Origin of the sequence: Rothia sp. P7208 (assembly GCF_048512915.1) — a bacterium.
Lineage (GTDB): Bacteria > Actinomycetota > Actinomycetes > Actinomycetales > Micrococcaceae > Rothia.
This window is the reverse complement of the sequence record NZ_JBLXXW010000008.1, coordinates 1-16,708: the sequence shown is the minus strand read 5'-3', so window position 1 is coordinate 16,708 and position 16,708 is coordinate 1. Positions and strand designations below refer to the sequence as shown.

The window sequence follows — 16,708 nt, the reverse complement described above, 5'->3', positions numbered from 1 at the left end:
CTTAGGAGTTTATACCTCGTAAGTCAAGAGTTAATATTTCTTCTCCAACTCCATCAACTACTACAGGAATACCCCAGTCTTGTTGGTAGAGGTGACAAGCTGCGTGTTCAGGAATTTCTTGTCCTTCTTCCCCATCACAAGCAGCAGCTCGAGCAGTAATATGTAGTACCGCATTACTAATTTGTGGGTTGAGAGTTAACGAACGTTGTAGTCCTTGGGATGTTCCGGCTCCTGAAAGGATGAATTCTTCAGGCGTCGAAGATACCTGTAATTGGGTGGGGTCTCCCCAACGGTAATCAAGTTTTTGTCCCGTTGGCGCACTAAAACGGGCTACCAGTTGCAGGCTCTCCCCTTTGAGGGAGGTCGCTGGGCGTGCTGTTTGTGATGATCCTTCATCAATTTTTTGTGTATTTTCAGGGATATTGATGCGGATGAGTTGGTGTGCGTTAGCTTCTACTACGATCAGGCGAGCGCCGGTGTCTGTATGTTCTATGAGGACGTCTGAGGGTTCGTCTAGGTCGCGGATGAGCGTTGTTACTTCTTGTGTTTCGGGTTGGTATCGGCGGATGGCACCATTGTAGGTGTCAGCGATAGCTATTGATCCGTCGGGTAGGGCGGTGAGCCCGAGGGGGTGTTGTAGTCGTGATGTGGTGCTGTGTCCGTCAACGTATCCGAAGTCGAAAAGTCCAACGCCTATGGCTGTTTCTATGTGTGGGGTGTTGTTTTCGAAGCGGATGAGACGAAGTGCGGAGGTTTCTGAGTCTGCAACCCAGATGTTGCCTTGATAGTCTTCTGCTAGTCCGGAGGGTTGGGCGAACCAGCTTTCTTGTGCTGTTCCGTCTTTGAGTCCTTCAGCTCCTGTTCCGGCGAATACACGGATTTTATTGGTGTGTGGGTTGTAGCTGAAGAGTTGTTGTGTTCCGGCCATGGCGATGATGAATTCTTGTGCTTGGTGTGACCATGTGATGTCCCAGGGTGAGGAGAGTGCAACGTCGGTTGGGTTGAGGTTTTCTGGGATGTGGTTGTGGTCTTTTGAGCGTGCTTTTTCGCCGTCGATGAGGCGTTGTACGCCGTTACCAGCGATGGTTGTGATGCGTTGGGTTTTCCAGTTGAGGGCGCGGATACGGTGGTTGACGGTGTCTGCGATGAGGATGTCGTATCCGAGTGTTTCGCGGAGTTCTTCAGGTACGAGGCATAGGCCTTGTGGTTCGTTGAAGAGTGCTTCATCGCTGTTTCCGTCTTTCCATCCTCGTTGTGTTGTTCCGATGGTGCGTTGCGGTGTTTCGAGGTCGGGGTTGAGTTGTACGAGTCGGTGGCGTGCGCTGTCGGTGACAAGGTAGGTGGTGGTGTTTTCCTCGGAGTATTCGGCGGGTAGTTCGATAGCTTTTCCGGGGAAGGCTAGGATGCCTTGTGGTTTGGGACGTGGGACGTAGGGGCTGTCGCCGTAGCGTAAAGTACCGGATTCTTTGTGTTCTTGGATGAGTTCTTCGACGAGTGAGGTGAGCCCTTGAACGTGTCCTTCCCCGGAGAGGTGCGCCACGATGTATCCTTCGGGGTCAATAACGACGAGTGTGGGCCAGGCTCGTGCGGTATAGGATTGCCAGGTGCTTAGTTTTGGGTCGTCGAGGACGGGGTGTGTGATGTCGTATCGGTCGATAGCTGCTTCGAGGGCTTTAGGATCTGCTTCGTGTTCAAATTTTGGGGAGTGCACGCCGATAGTGACGAGGACGTCGCCGTACTGTTCTTCAAGGGGACGTAGCTCATCGAGGACGTGGAGGCAGTTGATACAACACAGTGTCCAGAAATCGAGAATGACAATTTTCCCGCGGAGGCTTTGTAAGTTGATGTCTTTGCCTCCGGTGTTGAGCCATCCGCGTCCGGTTAATTCGCTAGCGCGTACCTTGTGTGAGCGTATTGTATTGTTCATTAGAGGTAGTCTTTCGTATCGATATGGGGTCATTGGTGTGTTTACACTATCTTAGGATGCATTTTTGTCTGAAAGTATTTCTTTGTTTGAGATAGTGCTTGTTATAGACCGTCATATTTTGTGATGTTGTGTCATATACGCTCTGTTCTCTTTTATTTTTGTTATTTCCCCTTGTCGGAGTAGTCTATGTAGCGGTAAAAACGCTTTCCTGATGGTTTTATGTGCGGGTTTGTGTTTGCATTTGCGTTTTAGTAGAAAGTAGCAGTTTCGCTATGTCTCATGATGGTGAGAGTTCTATGGAGTTAGCTTCCCATTCTGACCGTTCGTTGACGAAGGCGTTGAGTCCTCGTCATCTTTCGATGATTGCGTTGGGAGGGGCTATTGGTGCAGGTCTTTTGGTGGCGTCTTCTACTGCTATTACGGTTGCTGGCCCTGCCGTGATTCTTTCTTATATTTTAGCCGGAGTGATTTTGACTCTGGTGATGCGTATGTTGGGTGAGTTGTCTTCAGCTTCTCCGCAGACTGGTTCTTTTTCTGCGTATGCTCATCGTTTTATTGGTGCTTGGGCCGGTTTTACCGTGGGATGGTTGTATTGGTGGTTTTGGGCTGTTACGGTTGCGATTGAGGCGACGGCTGCTGCCACGATTATTTCTGGGTGGTTTCCGGCTTTTGAGCAGTGGGCTGTTGCTGGCGTTCTTGTTCTCGTGTTGATGCTTTTGAACCTTGTATCAGTTCGTGTTTATGGGGAATCTGAGTTTTGGTTTTCTTCTGTTAAGGTTTTTGCTTTAGGGCTGTTAATTGTGCTGGGTGTGTTGGCACTTGTTGGTGTTATCCCTCATTCTTCTGCGGGCCTTTTTCAGTTGATTGGTCATGGTGGGTTTTTCCCGCATGGTGTGGGTGCTGTTTTTAGTGCGCTTCTTGCCGTGATTTTTTCGATGTTTGGCGCTGAGATTGTTACCATCGCCGCTGGTGAGTCAACGCATCCTCGGGAGTCTGTGGTAAAGGCTGTAAATGCGGTATTGCTGCGTATTCTTATTTTTTATATTGGTGCTGTTGCGGTGACGTTGTGTGTTGTTCCGTGGACGTCTATTGTCGCGGGCGTTTCACCTTTTGTGACGGTTTTTGAGAGTTTTGGTGTTCCGTATGCTGCAGTTGCAATGAATATTGTGGTTCTTACGGCTCTTATATCATGTTTGAATGCTTCCCTATACAGCTCTTCTCGTATGCTTTTTGCGATGGCTTCGCGTGGGGACGCTCCGAGATTTTTTAGTGGGGTTTCTTCTGTGGGTAGCCCGTGGACTGCAGTTATTTTCTCGTCCTGTATTGGTATTGCTTCAGTTCTTTTGAATTATTTTATGCCGGATGCTGTTTTTAGTTTTTTGGTGAATACGACCGGCGCTACTGGTATTTTTGTGTGGCTTTTTATTGCGGTGTCTCATCTTCGTTCTCGCCGTATTCTTTTGGCAGAGGGTGTTGATGTGACGGCTCATACAGAAGTGCTTAAGATGTGGGCTTTCCCCTATCTTAACTGGGCGCTTATTGTCGTGTTAGTTGCTCTTTTGCTGTTCATGGGTGCGAGTGTAGAGCACCGTTATGAGGTTCTTATCTCTACTGGTGTGGCGGGTGTTGTGGTGTTCTTTGGATGGGTGCGTTCTGTTCGTATACCTCGTTAGCTGTTATTTTAATGTTGAGTTTTCTTCATTGAGTTTTTCGAACATTTCGTTGTAGGCTTTGAGCTCTGCGTCGCCGTCTCGATCAGCTTGGCGGTCTAGTCGTTTGGCGACTTTTTTATCGGATGCTGCCCATTGAATACCGACAGCTACAGCGATGAGCATGGTAGGCAATTCACCTATCCCCCACATCAGGGATCCACCAAGTTTTTGGTCGTCGATGGCGGATAGTCCCCATTCTCTTCCGAGGTTTCCGAACCAGGATGCAGCAAGTAGTGTTTCCATATTCATCATGGCAATACCAACAAATGCATGGTATCCCAACGTTGCGATGAGGAGGATAAGCCGCATGGGGTAGGCAGGACGATACGGAATAGGGTCGATGCCGATGAGCACGAGAGAGAAAATGTATCCGGTCATTAAGAAATGGATAATCATCAACTCGTGACCTACGTGGTAGGAGAGCACGAAATTGAGTAATGGTGTGAAGTAGACGATGACAATAGATCCGGCGAAGTTTACGGCTGCAAAAATGGGATTTGTAACGATTTTGGACCATCGAGAGTGAATAATCCTCAAAATCCATTCTCGTGGGCCTCGTGTTCCATCTTGACGAGGTTCTAAAGCTTTCAAGACGAGTGTGATAGGTGCTCCGAGGACGAGAAAAATGGGAACAATCATGGTCAGCGACATGTGTTCTACCATGTGTGCGGAGAAGAGTACTCGCCCATAAATGGCTAGGGCACCGGATGTGATGTAGTTCAGTGCGAAGAGTCCAACTATCCATGAGACGGTTCGCATGATTGGCCATGTTCCACCAGCTTTTTTGACACGATAGTAGGCCCATAGGTAAAAGTATCCTGCACAGCAGATGAGGAATACCCATAACCAGTCAAAGCGCCATTGTGTAACCCAGTGGGTGAGAGAGGGTTCTGGTGGCATGTCGTACCAGGTGATAATGCGTACAGGTGGGGCGTCTGTTGCAAGAGTTTCTGGAACGGGTGGGGCTGTTCGAGAGAGTGATACGGCTAGTCCGCTAGCTCCACCCATAATTATAATTTCAGCAATAATTGCACGCCAGATACCGATAAGGGGGCGAATCTTCCCCCGAGACATAGCAGGTATGAGGTAAAGTCGGTGGGCTGCGCCTATGACACCTAGCATCATGGTCAGAATAAATTTTGTGAAAATTATATTGCCATAGGCCGTGGTGAATAGTTCAGAAATATTATTCATACGCACAGCAGCGTTAATAATTCCCGATAGAAGAATAAGAATAAAGCCGAAGAGTGCTACTGCAGAGTACCTTCTGAGGACCACAATTGCCATTGGCGCACGACGGTTCAGAGTAGTATTAGTACCTCGGTCTTGTTCTACAGTGGTGCCGGTGCCCGCTTCTGGTGTGCTAATTTGCTGGGAGATGTAGGCGAACGCAATTAACCCTCCGCACCAGCTGATGGCTCCTAAAAGGTGGAGTCCGAGGGAATTGACTGCTCCCATATGGTCTGCACCTCCAGAAGAGTGTCCGCCTAATGCCATATCGACAATGGCTATTAGTGAAATACCCCAGGTGATAAGTAATCCTAGTAGTGAACGTACTGCGAAGATGAGCGTTGAGACAGTGGCTGCAACAATGACTGTTGTAGCTTGTTCTTTTCCTGCGTCAATATCGGTGATATAGCTGATGAGTTCTGATGCGTAAGAGCTTGCAGAGGTTAGTGGTCTTCCTGAGATGTCGGAGTAGGTAAGCACTAGCACTGCTATAGCGGTGAGTGTCCAAGTGACTGATAGTGCTGAGGCGAAGTTAAGCAGTGAAGTGAAGGGAGGGTATTCTGCTCTTTGTTTTTGACATTGGGTGGAGTTTTTTCGGTAGGTCTTTACGTTCAGAGTGGAGTCTGTAAATCGTGGGATGATGCCTATAGCAAAGATAAGAGCGCCCATTGTTGCCATCATGGCGAAGTTGTGAAGTACTTCAACGATAGGTAGTCCCCAACGAACAAAGGCTCCAGCATCGATAAGAGCAGTTGCGTTGCTTTCGCCGGTGACAAGTAATGACAGGATAAGTAGTAGCAGCGCTGATATGGGAAAAGACCAAATCCATTGGCGGTTTATTCCCCCGTAAGAGAGTGCCTTGATAAGGTGTGGGGTCTTCTCTTGAGGTGTTTTTTGTTGCGTAAGTCGTCTCTGCGCCATGTGCTGGTTGTTCCTGTGTTGTGGTGTGATGTGTGGGTTTGTTATGGCTGGGAGGGTTTGAAGAGGTTTTCTCCGATAAATCCATTTTCTTGGCATCCGGCGGGAATCGCAAATACTGCTGATCCGATGGGTACCGTCCAGGTGTTCAGCATGTCGAGTTGTGCTAAGCGTTTTTGGATGGGAACGAATTGTTGTGTGGGGTCACTCTGGTATGAGGCGAAGATTAGTCCGCTTTGGGAGATGCCTCCGGTAGTTTCTCCATGTCGTGAAAAGCCTGATGCGTCTGTTACAGGAAGGTCGTAGTTGTATCCTCGTCGGAGGATACGTTCTTGGGGTTCTTGTGGGCTTGCTCTACGTATGTGTGCGTAGGGTGCGATGACGTTAAATCCGAGGTGGTCTGTTGCCGAGAGGTCGGGTATGTCGTATTCTTTTTCTCCGGTAAGAGGTGCTCCGTTGCTTAGCTTTCTGCCAACGGCGTCTTCACGTGCAATTCTGTCTGCTTCGTCCCAGGTGTCTAGGTTCATATGGATACGTCGGATGACGATAGAGGTTCCGTTCTCTTCCCATGCGGGGGTCTTAGGGTGTTTTCCCCATACGACTTGTTCCATGCTGTTATCTGATGTTGTGGGGTTGACGGTTCCGTCGACTTGCCCAAAGAGGTTTCGCATGGTCTGCCCGGGTTTTTGGGATCCGTACGCATGGCGGAATCCTTCTTGTACCCATCGGATAGTTCCAAAAGTTCGGGTGTCTTTGAGTAGCATTCGTTGCGCGTGGGCGACGGTCATTCTGTCGTCGGCACAGATTTGAATGAGGAGGTCGCCGTCACTCCAGCGTTCTTGTAGCTGGTCGATTTGTGCGAAGGGTGGTAGTGGTTTGAGCCATGGTGGTTTTTGGCGGGGGTTTGCTATCTCGAAGATTTTTTCGCCGAATCCAAAAGTGATGGTTAGTGACGCTGGAGTTTCTGCGAGTTCTGGTTCTTGGTCAACGATTGGGGCGTGTCCTTGAGTTAGTTGCGCGGCGTCATCGGTGAGGATTCTGAGCAGACGGCTTAGCTGTTGGGCGTCGGTGTCGTCGTTTAAGTCGATAGCGATAAAATGCCCAATTGCTGGTGCTGGTGTGTCTATTCCAACTTGCCGTGCCCCGTAAAAGGATGTTCTCGATTCCTGAAGAGGTGCAGCTTGTTGTTTTTTTGCTGTCTCTTGGTGGGTTTCGGAGGACATCCTATGGATTGTTTCTGTTGCAAGAGCTCCTATACCGGCACCGAGGGCACCTGCGACGAGGTGTCTACGTGTTGGTGCTGGTCTTGTTTCTTTGTCAGAAATGTGTGCGGGGGTCTGCTCAGAATCACTCATCGGTTTCCTCAAGGTGGAGGTTTTCTAAGACGCTGTCATCGTCTTAGATGTAGTGGATATTATTGTGCACATTGTGGCAGCATTCCCTGGGAGTTATCTCCATCCTCAGACATGCCGTCCATATGGTGCATTCCTTCGTGGGAGTCTCCCTGTTCGTGGGAGTGTTCACCTTCTGCGGGAGTATGTTCCTTGCTAGGAGCATACTCTTCTTTTGCTCCAGAGTAGTCGCGAGCGACTGCTTCAAAACCAAACTCTTGACCGTCTTCGGTTTTGAGGGTGACATTTGCACGAAGTCCTGCAGGTAGGGAACATTTCATTCCCACTGCCATAATGTGGTTTCCGCCTGGTTCAAAGACAAAATCTTCTCCGGGGTTGATGGTAAAACTTGTCACTTGTTTCATCATCGTTGAGCCGGTAGCGGGGTCCTTCTCTGTAGTATGCAGTTGCGTATCATCAGAGATAGAGCTCGTCGCAGAAACAATGGTGATGGGTTTATCCGTCGTATTTTTTACTTTCCCGAAGAACGCGGTCATACCACCTTTTGTAGCTTTAACCCAAGTATCAGAAAAGACCAGTGCACTACTTTGCGCAGAGGCATTCGTTGTAGTTTCTGTAGGTGTCGTAGCAGTACTGCTAGCATCTGCAGAAGATGTGGGAGTAGCCGAGCTTTGAGAATGATGGTTTGAGGTATCTTGTGCTCCGCAGCCCGTAAGGACAAGCGCACCAATAGCGACAGAGCTCAATAGGACAGTAGTTTTGGGTGTAGAAATCTTAAACATGAGTATTCCTCAAAAAAAAATATAATAAAACGCTTTTAGGAACGTTTGGACGATAGAGAAGATGAGTTAAGAAGAACGTCGCTTCTTAAGAAGGAGAACGATAACGGCGACTACCGTAGCTAATGTTGCAAGAGAAAAGATAATGCCTTTATTTTTCTCGATCAAAGAGGTTTCTGGCGCATCCTGTTTTTCGGCTGAAACTTCGTGAGTTGCTGTTGCCTCTGTAGCCGATGTTTTCGGTGCACCTTCACCGACGACGAACTCATATTTTCCTTGAATGGGATGTCCATCTTCAGAAACTACTCGCCACGTAACGGTGTATGTTTCGTTAGCTTTTTTGTCTCCTGAAAGTGTCGTCGAGACATCTTTTCCTGAAATTTCTGGAGATTCGCTAGCGATAGATTCCCCCGTCGAGGTTGTTACTCGTACTTGGTTAGCTCCATCGACATCTAAAATATTCCCACTATATTTGAGGGTGATTTTGTCAGGTAGCTGGTTAAGGGTTTCTCCATCGGCAGGAACCGTAGAAATAAGTTGGTCATGGGCTTGAGCTGGAGTTATGGCTAAGGCGCTCAAACCTAACACTAATAGTGCGTATAGAGCAGAGATTAGTGTTTTATGGAGTGCACGAGATGGTGCTGTCTTCATATATATTCCTTCTATTGTGTTGTTTAGTTATGGAAAGAACAACGCAATAGAGGTGGGCCTCGTCGAGGCTGTGTAAGAAGAAGTAGCAGGGTATGGAGCGTCTGCTCAAAAAAGTAGATTGGCACACGGTATGTTCGGGGAAGGTGAATGTGTACCGGTAGAGTCCAGAACAGTTCTGTCAGGCGAAGGCTTAGGGCGTTGAGACAACGACGAATCGTTTCTTGTCCATAGCAGAACATGCCAAAAGTTATTGCTGCCGCACCGATGTGAAAAAGCACCATCAGCGGCATATTCCCATGATGCGCGTGGTGAGTAGTAGTCTCTAAATGCAAGCTAAAGTTGAGCCGTTGAGCTCCATGATGATGGCTGTGTGTATCGGTCAGTGACGTCCCGCTATATGCAAGCATGAGATGCAATAATCCTTGTCCAAGGAGTATTGCTCCGGCTAAGAGATACTTTGATATGCGATACGTACTAAACGGTAAACAGGCTAATGCTGTCAGTGCGGTGCAGAGAAGCCAGATAATGGGGTGAGGCAGACCGCCTCCTGCAATACCGTGGGCAAGGGCTCCTACTGAGGTGGAGGTTAGTGCGGTACACCATGCACGCAGTAGTTGTTCAGTACGTTCAGAAGACGAGCGGTCGAGGGATGTGTGTATCATCCGTTGTGGCTCCTCTCCTGTGTATCCAATACTTTTTCTAGTGTATCTGAGGTTTCGTCCTCTTGAGGTTACTGAAACATCTATACACCGTAGATATACAGAAGAGGTTGCTTCATCTTTCGATGAAACAACCTCTTCTGTAAGTCTTTGACAAGTTTTTATTTCTTGTTGGAGACTGCTGCCTTCAGCTTGGAACCAGCGGTCAGCTTAACACCATGACCAGCAGGAATCTGAATAGTTTCCCCGGTCTGTGGGTTGCGACCGGTGCGTGCAGCGCGGTCAGTGCGCTCAATAGCCATCCAACCAGGAATGGTAATCTTTTCGCCTTTGGCGACAGATTTCTCAAATACCTGGAATAGTGCGTCTAGCACACCGTTTACAGCTGCCTGGCTGGTGCCAGCTTTCTCTGCAACCTCTGCGACGAGTTCGCTGCGGTTCTTAGCCATAGTTGCCCCTCCTGAGACTTTATGTTTATCTAGCGATTAGCTTCAGTAGCTAAATCGTTACTAGCCAAACCTTACCAGCTTGACTTGGTGATACCGGGCAATTCGCCGCGGTGTGCCATTTCACGGAAACGGACGCGAGAAATGCCAAATTTTTGGAAAGTGCCACGGGGGCGACCGTCAATCTGGTCACGGTTACGAACACGTACTGGAGAAGCGTTACGAGGAAGCTTCTGCAATCCGAGACGAGCAGCTTCGCGCTCTTCTGGAGTAGCGTTTTCGTCGACTAGGGTCTTTTTGAGCGCTAGGCGCTTTTCTGCGTAACGTGCAACGATTTCTTTGCGCTGTTCGTTACGAGCGATTTTGGACTTCTTAGCCATGTCTTATCGCTCCTCTCGGAATTCTACGTGCTTACGAACAACGGGATCGTATTTCTTAAGGGTCATACGGTCGGGGTTGTTACGACGGTTTTTGCGGGTTACGTAGGTGTATCCGGTACCCGCAGTGGACTTAAGCTTGATAATAGGACGTACGTCCTTGGTCTTTGAAGCCATAATTAAATCTTCTCCCCGCGTGCAATCATTTCTGCAACAACAGCATCAATACCACGAGCATCAATAACTTTGATGCCCTTAGCGGACACGTTGAGGGTTACGTTGCGGCGCAGTGAAGGCACCCAGTAACGCTTCTTCTGAATGTTCGGATCGAAACGACGCTTGTTGCGACGATGCGAGTGGGAAATGCTGTGTCCAAAGCCGGGAACAGCTCCGGTCACCTGGCAGTTTGCTGCCATAGTTTTCTCCTCCATTTGTTGACGTAATGACGGTGCGCAGGCGGTACATACTTAGCACAAGTGCAAGTTGTATGAGCGTCCCGTCACCAAGGTAGAGCACCGGGTTATTCGCCGGGCTGGAGTGTATGAGACTCAGCTTGGGTGAGAAAACAAGCTAAATCCCCGCCGCGGAATAACGGTGAATAGTTCAAGGTGTCGAGAGGTGTTGCCACCAATGCGACAGCCTTAAATACTATGTAAATACTGGCTTTTATGCAACCTAAAACCACCTTTAAGAGTGCAAGATTCCTAGAAACTCAGCGCTTCATCGGAGTACTTGAGCCTCAAAAAATGACAGCAAGTGCGCCTTCAAGCCATACATAAGTCTACCACAACTTCACATTTTTGCTTGTCAAAACTGTTTTAAGATTATTTTATCCATTATTTCTACCTCTCAAAACAGCACTCAAGCCCGATAAATTACATGCATGAAATTTACAGTGTGAGATTAACGGCTTAATTTTTTCATGCACATTGTTCCTACACACAAAAAAGGTGTGTTACCCCAAAAAAGATTGAGGCAACACACCTTTTTTATCCAACCGTTAAAGGTTTCAGCGTAGAACGCAAGAAGCTAGTTATGCTTTCTTCTCACGGGAGATAACAACCTTTACAGCGTCGTGCTTAGCAGCGTTTGCAAAAAGCTCGTATGCTTCTTCGAATTCATCGAAGGTGAAGTGGTGGGTTGCCATTGCGCGAGCGTTGAGGCGGCCTGACTTCACCATGTTCAAGAGGTTACCAACAGTGTTGCAGCTTACGAGACCCATATTGATGGAGACGTTAGAAATCCACATCTTATTGATAGGAAGCTCCACAGGCTTACCGTGAACACCAGCGTTTGCGATAGAACCGAAGGGGCGAACGATGTCCATGCAAGTCTGGAAGGTTGCAGGGATACCAACTGCCTCAATTGCAACGTCCACACCAAGGCCATCGTTAGAGAGAGCCTTAATCTTTTCGATTGCGTCAGGATCAGATGCGTTAACCTTATCGGTTGCACCGAGCTCGAGAGCTTTATCCATACGGTTCTCGTCCATGTCAACGGTGATGACACGACCTGCACCGCAGAGGTTTGCGGTCATAATTGCGCCGAGACCGACGGGGCCTGCACCGATAACTGCAACAGTGTCACCAGGCTTGGTGTTACCGTTGAGAATACCAATCTCGAAACCGGTAGGTAGAGCGTCAGTAAGGAAGAGAACGTCTTCGTCGTCTAGACCCTCAGGTACGAGGTGCACAGAAGTTTCTGCGTAAGGAACACGAACGTACTCAGCCTGAGTACCGTCAATCATGTAACCAAAAATCCAGCCAACGCCACCAACAGTCTGGCAGTGTGCTGGCTGATTTGCCTTACAGTAGGAGCACTTACCACAGTTAGTAACAGCAGGAATGATGATGCGGTCGCCAACTTTAAGGTCGGTTACGGCTTCGCCAACCTCGGTAATGGTACCAATAGCTTCGTGTCCAAGAATACGACCCTCTTCAACTTCAGGAACATCGCCTTTAAGAATGTGGAGGTCGGTACCGCAAATAGTGGTGGTGTCAACACGAGCAATAACGTCGGTTGGCTCCAAGATGGTGGGGTTTGGTACTTCTTCCCAGTTACGCTTGCCGGGACCGTGGTAAACGAGTGCCTTCATAAGGTCTACTCCTCCAATAAATGTCTAGTGTGTTGCCCGTGATGGTACTCGGGCGTTTTCCATCTACACATAAGGATAGCCCCCTGTGTTACGCCACACAATACTAACTCGTACTTACTTTTTTCCCACTAAGTTACATATTGTCGCCAAGCCATAAAAACAATACTTTCACATGGGAAAACTTTTTATGCAAAAATAAAAATCTATAAAAAAATTTTTATACCTTAACTCAAGCTGTTTCATAGAAACATACAAGAAAACCTCGGTGTGTCGCATAAAAACTTAAGGTAAATAAGCCCCTAAAACCCTCATTTATAAGAGGTGAAAATAACCTTTATTGAAAAGTATTAAAGTCATGACATTAATACAATTAATATTGGCTTTTCAACAAAAATCAACAGTAAGAAAGCCCCAAGATTTAAACTATCTAGGTATTCTACGAGTAGCGATTCTAGCCCAAAAATAACACCCAAAATTATGAATGACGGCGAGAAGATTCCTTATACAGAAGCAAAGATACGGATACAAGCGCAATAATAGCTAGAGCATCTGCGATGAGGACCAGAACGCTATTACTCTCCCCGCTACACCTGAACAGCATAGAAGCTCCTACCACGCAATAAAGAGGCAGAAGAGTCTTAACCGTTAGGAAAATTCGTTCTCTCAAAACCCAATAAAGATAGAGCACCAGCAGAAAGACAAAAGAAACGGCAGCAACAATAGAATGAGGAGCATGAAAACTCGCCAAATACGTAGACCAAAGCATCAGCACAACCAGTAAAACAACGGTCAAAGCTTTATTACCGCCTGTTGTCGTGAACATTGTATTTTCTCCTCCCCTTATATCAGCCTATTCGTCGGAATAACCATACACATACCATTTTTATCGATCGAGCACCGATAAGCATAGATATTTTCATATAGCCCTCAGAACCAGGTAGAAGCAGGTAGAACCAGGTAGAACCAGGTAGAACCACATTACCAAGGATGTACACAAGAAAATACACAAGGATTATTCATCTTATTTTTTCAATAAATACTTGAGGTGCACATCAAAGCTATTTAACACAACAAAGATTGAGGTGAACTGCCCAAACATAACTATCATAGATAATCTCTGAGTACTTCATTGGGGTGTATTCAATGCGAGTTCCACCTATAATGGCATACGTTCGATGCCTACTTGTAGCATCATTTTTCAAGGAGTGCATAATAGAAATGAAGATGTAATTTCCACTCAGCCCCGCTGAGACGTAACCTCAATTTTTCTACGTCACGGAGATTACTATGCCCTCTATTACTCTTAACACCGTCTCATTTTCTTACGGATCTCGCCAAATACTTAATCGCGTAAATCTTCACGTTGCTGAAAGCGAACGAGTATTTATTATTGGCCCCAATGGCAGCGGAAAGACAACACTACTTAAAGTCGCTTCTGGAGAATTATCACCTACTTCAGGGCAGGTAGTCCCCACCCCATCACAACATTTTGTGCCCGACCCCAATCATTTCGTAGGTCAAGTCAACGACTACTTTGATACCGCATTTGCACCCATCAGAGATTTATCGGCACGTTTTAATCAGATATTGGCTTCGTTATCTGAAGGTGACAGTACATTAGAAACCGAATACGACCATGTTCTTGCTGAAATGACTGCACGAGATGTATGGTCATTAGACTCTCGGCTAGCAGAGACTCTCACTGGTCTTGGACTAAACATAGTCGGTGCATCCCTAATGGAACGTAGCCTCAATACGCTCTCTCCTGGGCAACTCGCTCGATTACGGTTAGCGGCGTTACTCGTCCTTCGTCCCAACGCCCTTATTCTCGATGAGCCAACGAACCATTTAGATGCAGACGCAGTTAGCTTCCTCTCAGATACCACTCGTCAGTGGGATGGTCCTGTACTTGTATCAAGTCATGATCGGGCTTTTATCGAAGAGACAGCAACCATCATTTATGACACTGACATTGCAGTATGGAGCGAGTTAGCTAAAGCACGGGGAGAAAATAATTCCAGCGGTCTTTTCCGCAGTCGAGGGAACTATTCGGATTACCTCACCGCGAAGAAAACTGCTCAAGAAAAACATGCACAAATCCATTCGTCTCAGCAGTCCCAAAAACGCAAACTTCAAGAGCACCGTCACGAAAGTATGAAAATTGCTCGCGGTGGAACTCGCCTCAATACTGCAACCGGGGTAGCTAAAAAGTTTTTTGCTGATAGGGCTTCAGCAACATCATCTAATCGCATGAGAAGCGACGAAGTTCGGTTGAACCGTCTAAAAGAGGAAGAAGTCCACAAACCTCGTAGCTACAAGTTACAGTTCCCTCCATACCAAGGTCAGCCAAGCTCGGGGATTGTTGTTTCCGTTAGGCAGGCATCCATTGTTAACCGACTTCTACCAATAGACATGGATTTATCGGCGGGAGAACACCTCCTTATCACCGGAAGAAACGGCACCGGTAAAAGCACGTTACTTAACTGGATTGCAACAGGAAACCCACCCATAGGAGCAGAAACAAACGGCTCAGTTTCACGTGATGATTCGATTGGCATTGTTCCCCAAAACCTCCCGAGTGAAGGAGATACCGGATTTAACAATAGACTTTGGCAACAGGGTGTCGGTGAGCTAGGTCAAGGAATTCTGCACCCTTCTATGTGGGCCACGCCCATTCCAGACTTATCTGCGGGAAATCAACGACGTGCTCAACTCGCTATCGTACTAGCGCAGAATCCCTCAATACTGATAATGGATGAACCGACTAACTACCTTGATTTAGACACCATGCAAGCACTCGAAAAGGCTCTGAGAATGTGGAAGGGAACACTCATTATCGCAAGTCACGATCGTTGGCTTATCAACCACTGGCACGGACGACAAATTCATCTTAAAGACAGAAGTAGCTTCAGGGGCTGAAACTTATCCTATGCCATACCAGTGAACCGGGTACATAAAAAATGGGCACTTGTTTTCTCAAAAATTTTGAAAAAACAAGTGCCCAGATAATTTTATTCCTAGAACAACGTATTACCGTTTGCACTCATAAGTGGAGCCCCCTACCGGATTCGAACCGGTGACCCCCTGTTTACAAGACAGGTGCTCTGGCCAGCTGAGCTAAGGAGGCATATGCGCTAAGGCACTCAACTAGTGTACCTGAACTTTAGATAATATGCATCTTCAGCAAGACCTAAAAGACAGGAAACACATCACAAAAAAGCGTTTCGCTCACATGCCTAAAAAGACTCATGAGCGAAACGCTTTTTAAAGCTCTACAAACGGCTATAACGTCTTAGAAGGTTAGAGACTACTCAGACTTCTGTTTAGCTTCAATAATGCCGTTAATCCATGTTGTGAAGTCATTAGAAGTGTACTGTTGTCCGTCAGCATAAACCGTAGGAGTACCAGAAACACCGTTATTAGAAGACTCAGGTGTCACAACATTCACAAGAGAACGCCATTTATTGTTATCCATATCGTCCTTGATATCAGCACCATATTTTTTAGCGATATCAATAATCTCAGCATTCTTCATGACTTTACCCTGATGCGAGAAAATCTCTTTCTGATATTCCAAGAATTTCTCTGGTGAAACCTGATTTGCAACAGCATAAGCTGCAGCAGCTGTACGAGCAGAATACTGACCAGCATACTCCCCATCAAGGAAAGTTAGATTACGAATTTCAAGAGTAATCTTTCCCTCTTTAACCAGTTTTTCTATTTCATCACCATAAGCTTTTTCAAATTCAGCGCAGTGAACACAGTTATAATCTTGGAAGATCGTTACACGTACGGGTTTCCCGTTGTGTGCAGCTTCCTCAGGAGTCTGTACGCCTAGAGGCAAAGGTGTTTCTTTTGCTCCTTCTGTCGCTTGATGCGATGCTGTTGCACTATAAAGGCTCTTGATATCGCGTGTAGGCTCATCAGAAGCCCCTTTCTCAATACCGTCAGCAGTCAGAACAATACCACCATATTTATTAGCTGATTCTGGTACAGGACCTGCATCCTCAATGGTGTTTTTCTTCGTTGTGATAAAGATTGTTGCCACAATAGCGATAATCGCAACAACAACCAAAGCGATGGTTGCTTGCATCCAACGCTTATTAGAACGTGCACCAAGCTTTGCTTGCTTAGCAGCGATCTGGCGAGCACGTTCGCGTGGATCAACAGAGTTTTTAGAATCTTCTTTAGACACTAGAGATACTCTCTTTCATAGTATTTTACGGATAATAGCCTAGCTGAGTTATCTCCCAAGAATAAACGTTATAGAGGCTTTTATAGAAAACTGTCATTCTTTCCACAGGAGTACCAAGTCGTAAAATTCATGGACTTGTTGTTAAATAAAAAAGAGGGGCTTTCACATAATTGTGAAAGCCCCTCAATATCCCGATAAAAACCGGCGGCGACCTACTCTCCCACACCGTCCCCAGTGCAGTACCATCGGCGCAAAGAGTCTTAGCTTCCGGGTTCGGGATGGAACCGGGCGTTTCCCTCTTGCTATAGCCACCGTAAACTTACAACAAAGTTTACGTTGCCTGAAACCTCACTTGGAGGTTAGTCGT

General features: G+C 47.0%; 15 protein-coding genes, 1 tRNA gene and 1 rRNA gene. 2 read left to right on the top strand and 15 right to left on the bottom strand.

The window, feature by feature from the left end; translation table 11 throughout:
• Position 1: 1 nt before the first annotated feature.
• Positions 2 to 1,927, bottom strand: a complete 1,926-nt coding sequence (locus ACN084_RS07310; protein WP_419106408.1) for an NHL domain-containing thioredoxin family protein — start codon at positions 1,925 to 1,927, stop codon at positions 2 to 4.
• Positions 1,928 to 2,199: 272 nt separating this feature from the next.
• On the opposite strand from ACN084_RS07310, the gene ACN084_RS07305 reads away from it, so the two are divergent.
• Positions 2,200 to 3,600 (top strand): amino acid permease, encoded by a 1,401-nt coding sequence (locus ACN084_RS07305; RefSeq protein ID WP_419106407.1) that lies wholly within the window; start codon positions 2,200 to 2,202, stop codon positions 3,598 to 3,600.
• A 3-nt stretch (positions 3,601 to 3,603) separates the two neighbouring features.
• On the opposite strand, the gene ACN084_RS07300 is transcribed toward ACN084_RS07305, so the two are convergent.
• From ACN084_RS07300 to ACN084_RS07250, 11 genes are all read right to left on the bottom strand, one after another.
• Positions 3,604 to 5,790, bottom strand: a complete 2,187-nt coding sequence (locus tag ACN084_RS07300) for a cytochrome c oxidase assembly protein (protein ID WP_419106406.1) — start codon at positions 5,788 to 5,790, stop codon at positions 3,604 to 3,606.
• A gap of 41 nt (positions 5,791 to 5,831) precedes the next feature.
• On the bottom strand, positions 5,832 to 7,142 hold the full coding sequence (locus tag ACN084_RS07295; protein ID WP_419106405.1) for a Dyp-type peroxidase: 1,311 nt from the start codon (positions 7,140 to 7,142) through the stop codon (positions 5,832 to 5,834).
• 59 nt (positions 7,143 to 7,201) lie between these two features.
• A complete protein-coding gene (locus ACN084_RS07290; RefSeq protein WP_419106404.1) occupies positions 7,202 to 7,921 on the bottom strand; it encodes a copper chaperone PCu(A)C in 720 nt (239 codons plus the stop codon).
• Positions 7,922 to 7,987: 66 nt separating this feature from the next.
• Positions 7,988 to 8,569, bottom strand: a complete 582-nt coding sequence (locus ACN084_RS07285; RefSeq protein ID WP_419106403.1) for a copper resistance CopC family protein — start codon at positions 8,567 to 8,569, stop codon at positions 7,988 to 7,990.
• A gap of 23 nt (positions 8,570 to 8,592) precedes the next feature.
• On the bottom strand, positions 8,593 to 9,231 hold the full coding sequence (locus tag ACN084_RS07280) for a hypothetical protein (protein WP_419106402.1): 639 nt from the start codon (positions 9,229 to 9,231) through the stop codon (positions 8,593 to 8,595).
• 158 nt (positions 9,232 to 9,389) lie between these two features.
• Positions 9,390 to 9,677, bottom strand: a complete 288-nt coding sequence (locus ACN084_RS07275) for an HU family DNA-binding protein (RefSeq protein ID WP_419102420.1) — start codon at positions 9,675 to 9,677, stop codon at positions 9,390 to 9,392.
• A gap of 71 nt (positions 9,678 to 9,748) precedes the next feature.
• Positions 9,749 to 10,054 carry a 30S ribosomal protein S14 gene (gene rpsN / locus ACN084_RS07270; RefSeq protein ID WP_419102421.1) on the bottom strand — a complete coding sequence of 102 codons (306 nt, stop codon included), beginning with the start codon at positions 10,052 to 10,054 and terminating at the stop codon, positions 9,749 to 9,751.
• Between the two features lie 3 nt (positions 10,055 to 10,057).
• Positions 10,058 to 10,228, bottom strand: coding sequence for a 50S ribosomal protein L33 (gene rpmG, locus ACN084_RS07265; RefSeq protein WP_145175751.1), 171 nt, complete (start codon positions 10,226 to 10,228; stop codon positions 10,058 to 10,060).
• A 2-nt stretch (positions 10,229 to 10,230) separates the two neighbouring features.
• Positions 10,231 to 10,467, bottom strand: a complete 237-nt coding sequence (gene rpmB / locus ACN084_RS07260; protein ID WP_419102422.1) for a 50S ribosomal protein L28 — start codon at positions 10,465 to 10,467, stop codon at positions 10,231 to 10,233.
• A 617-nt stretch (positions 10,468 to 11,084) separates the two neighbouring features.
• Entirely contained in the window at positions 11,085 to 12,146 is a 1,062-nt protein-coding gene (locus ACN084_RS07255; RefSeq protein WP_419102423.1) for a zinc-dependent alcohol dehydrogenase family protein, read from the bottom strand.
• Between the two features lie 475 nt (positions 12,147 to 12,621).
• Positions 12,622 to 12,969, bottom strand: a complete 348-nt coding sequence (locus ACN084_RS07250) for a hypothetical protein (RefSeq protein ID WP_419106401.1) — start codon at positions 12,967 to 12,969, stop codon at positions 12,622 to 12,624.
• 464 nt (positions 12,970 to 13,433) lie between these two features.
• Between ACN084_RS07250 and ACN084_RS07245 the strand changes: the two genes are divergently transcribed.
• Entirely contained in the window at positions 13,434 to 15,065 is a 1,632-nt protein-coding gene (locus ACN084_RS07245) for an ABC-F family ATP-binding cassette domain-containing protein (RefSeq protein WP_419106400.1), read from the top strand.
• A gap of 131 nt (positions 15,066 to 15,196) precedes the next feature.
• Here ACN084_RS07245 and ACN084_RS07240 read toward each other — a convergent pair.
• The 3 genes from ACN084_RS07240 to rrf all read right to left on the bottom strand — a co-directional run bounded on the left by ACN084_RS07240 (position 15,197) and on the right by rrf (position 16,657).
• Positions 15,197 to 15,273, bottom strand: a tRNA-Thr gene (locus tag ACN084_RS07240).
• A 180-nt stretch (positions 15,274 to 15,453) separates the two neighbouring features.
• Positions 15,454 to 16,341, bottom strand: coding sequence for a DsbA family protein (locus ACN084_RS07235; protein WP_419102426.1), 888 nt, complete (start codon positions 16,339 to 16,341; stop codon positions 15,454 to 15,456).
• Positions 16,342 to 16,540: 199 nt separating this feature from the next.
• Positions 16,541 to 16,657, bottom strand: a 5S ribosomal RNA gene (rrf, locus tag ACN084_RS07230).
• Positions 16,658 to 16,708 lie beyond the last annotated feature (51 nt).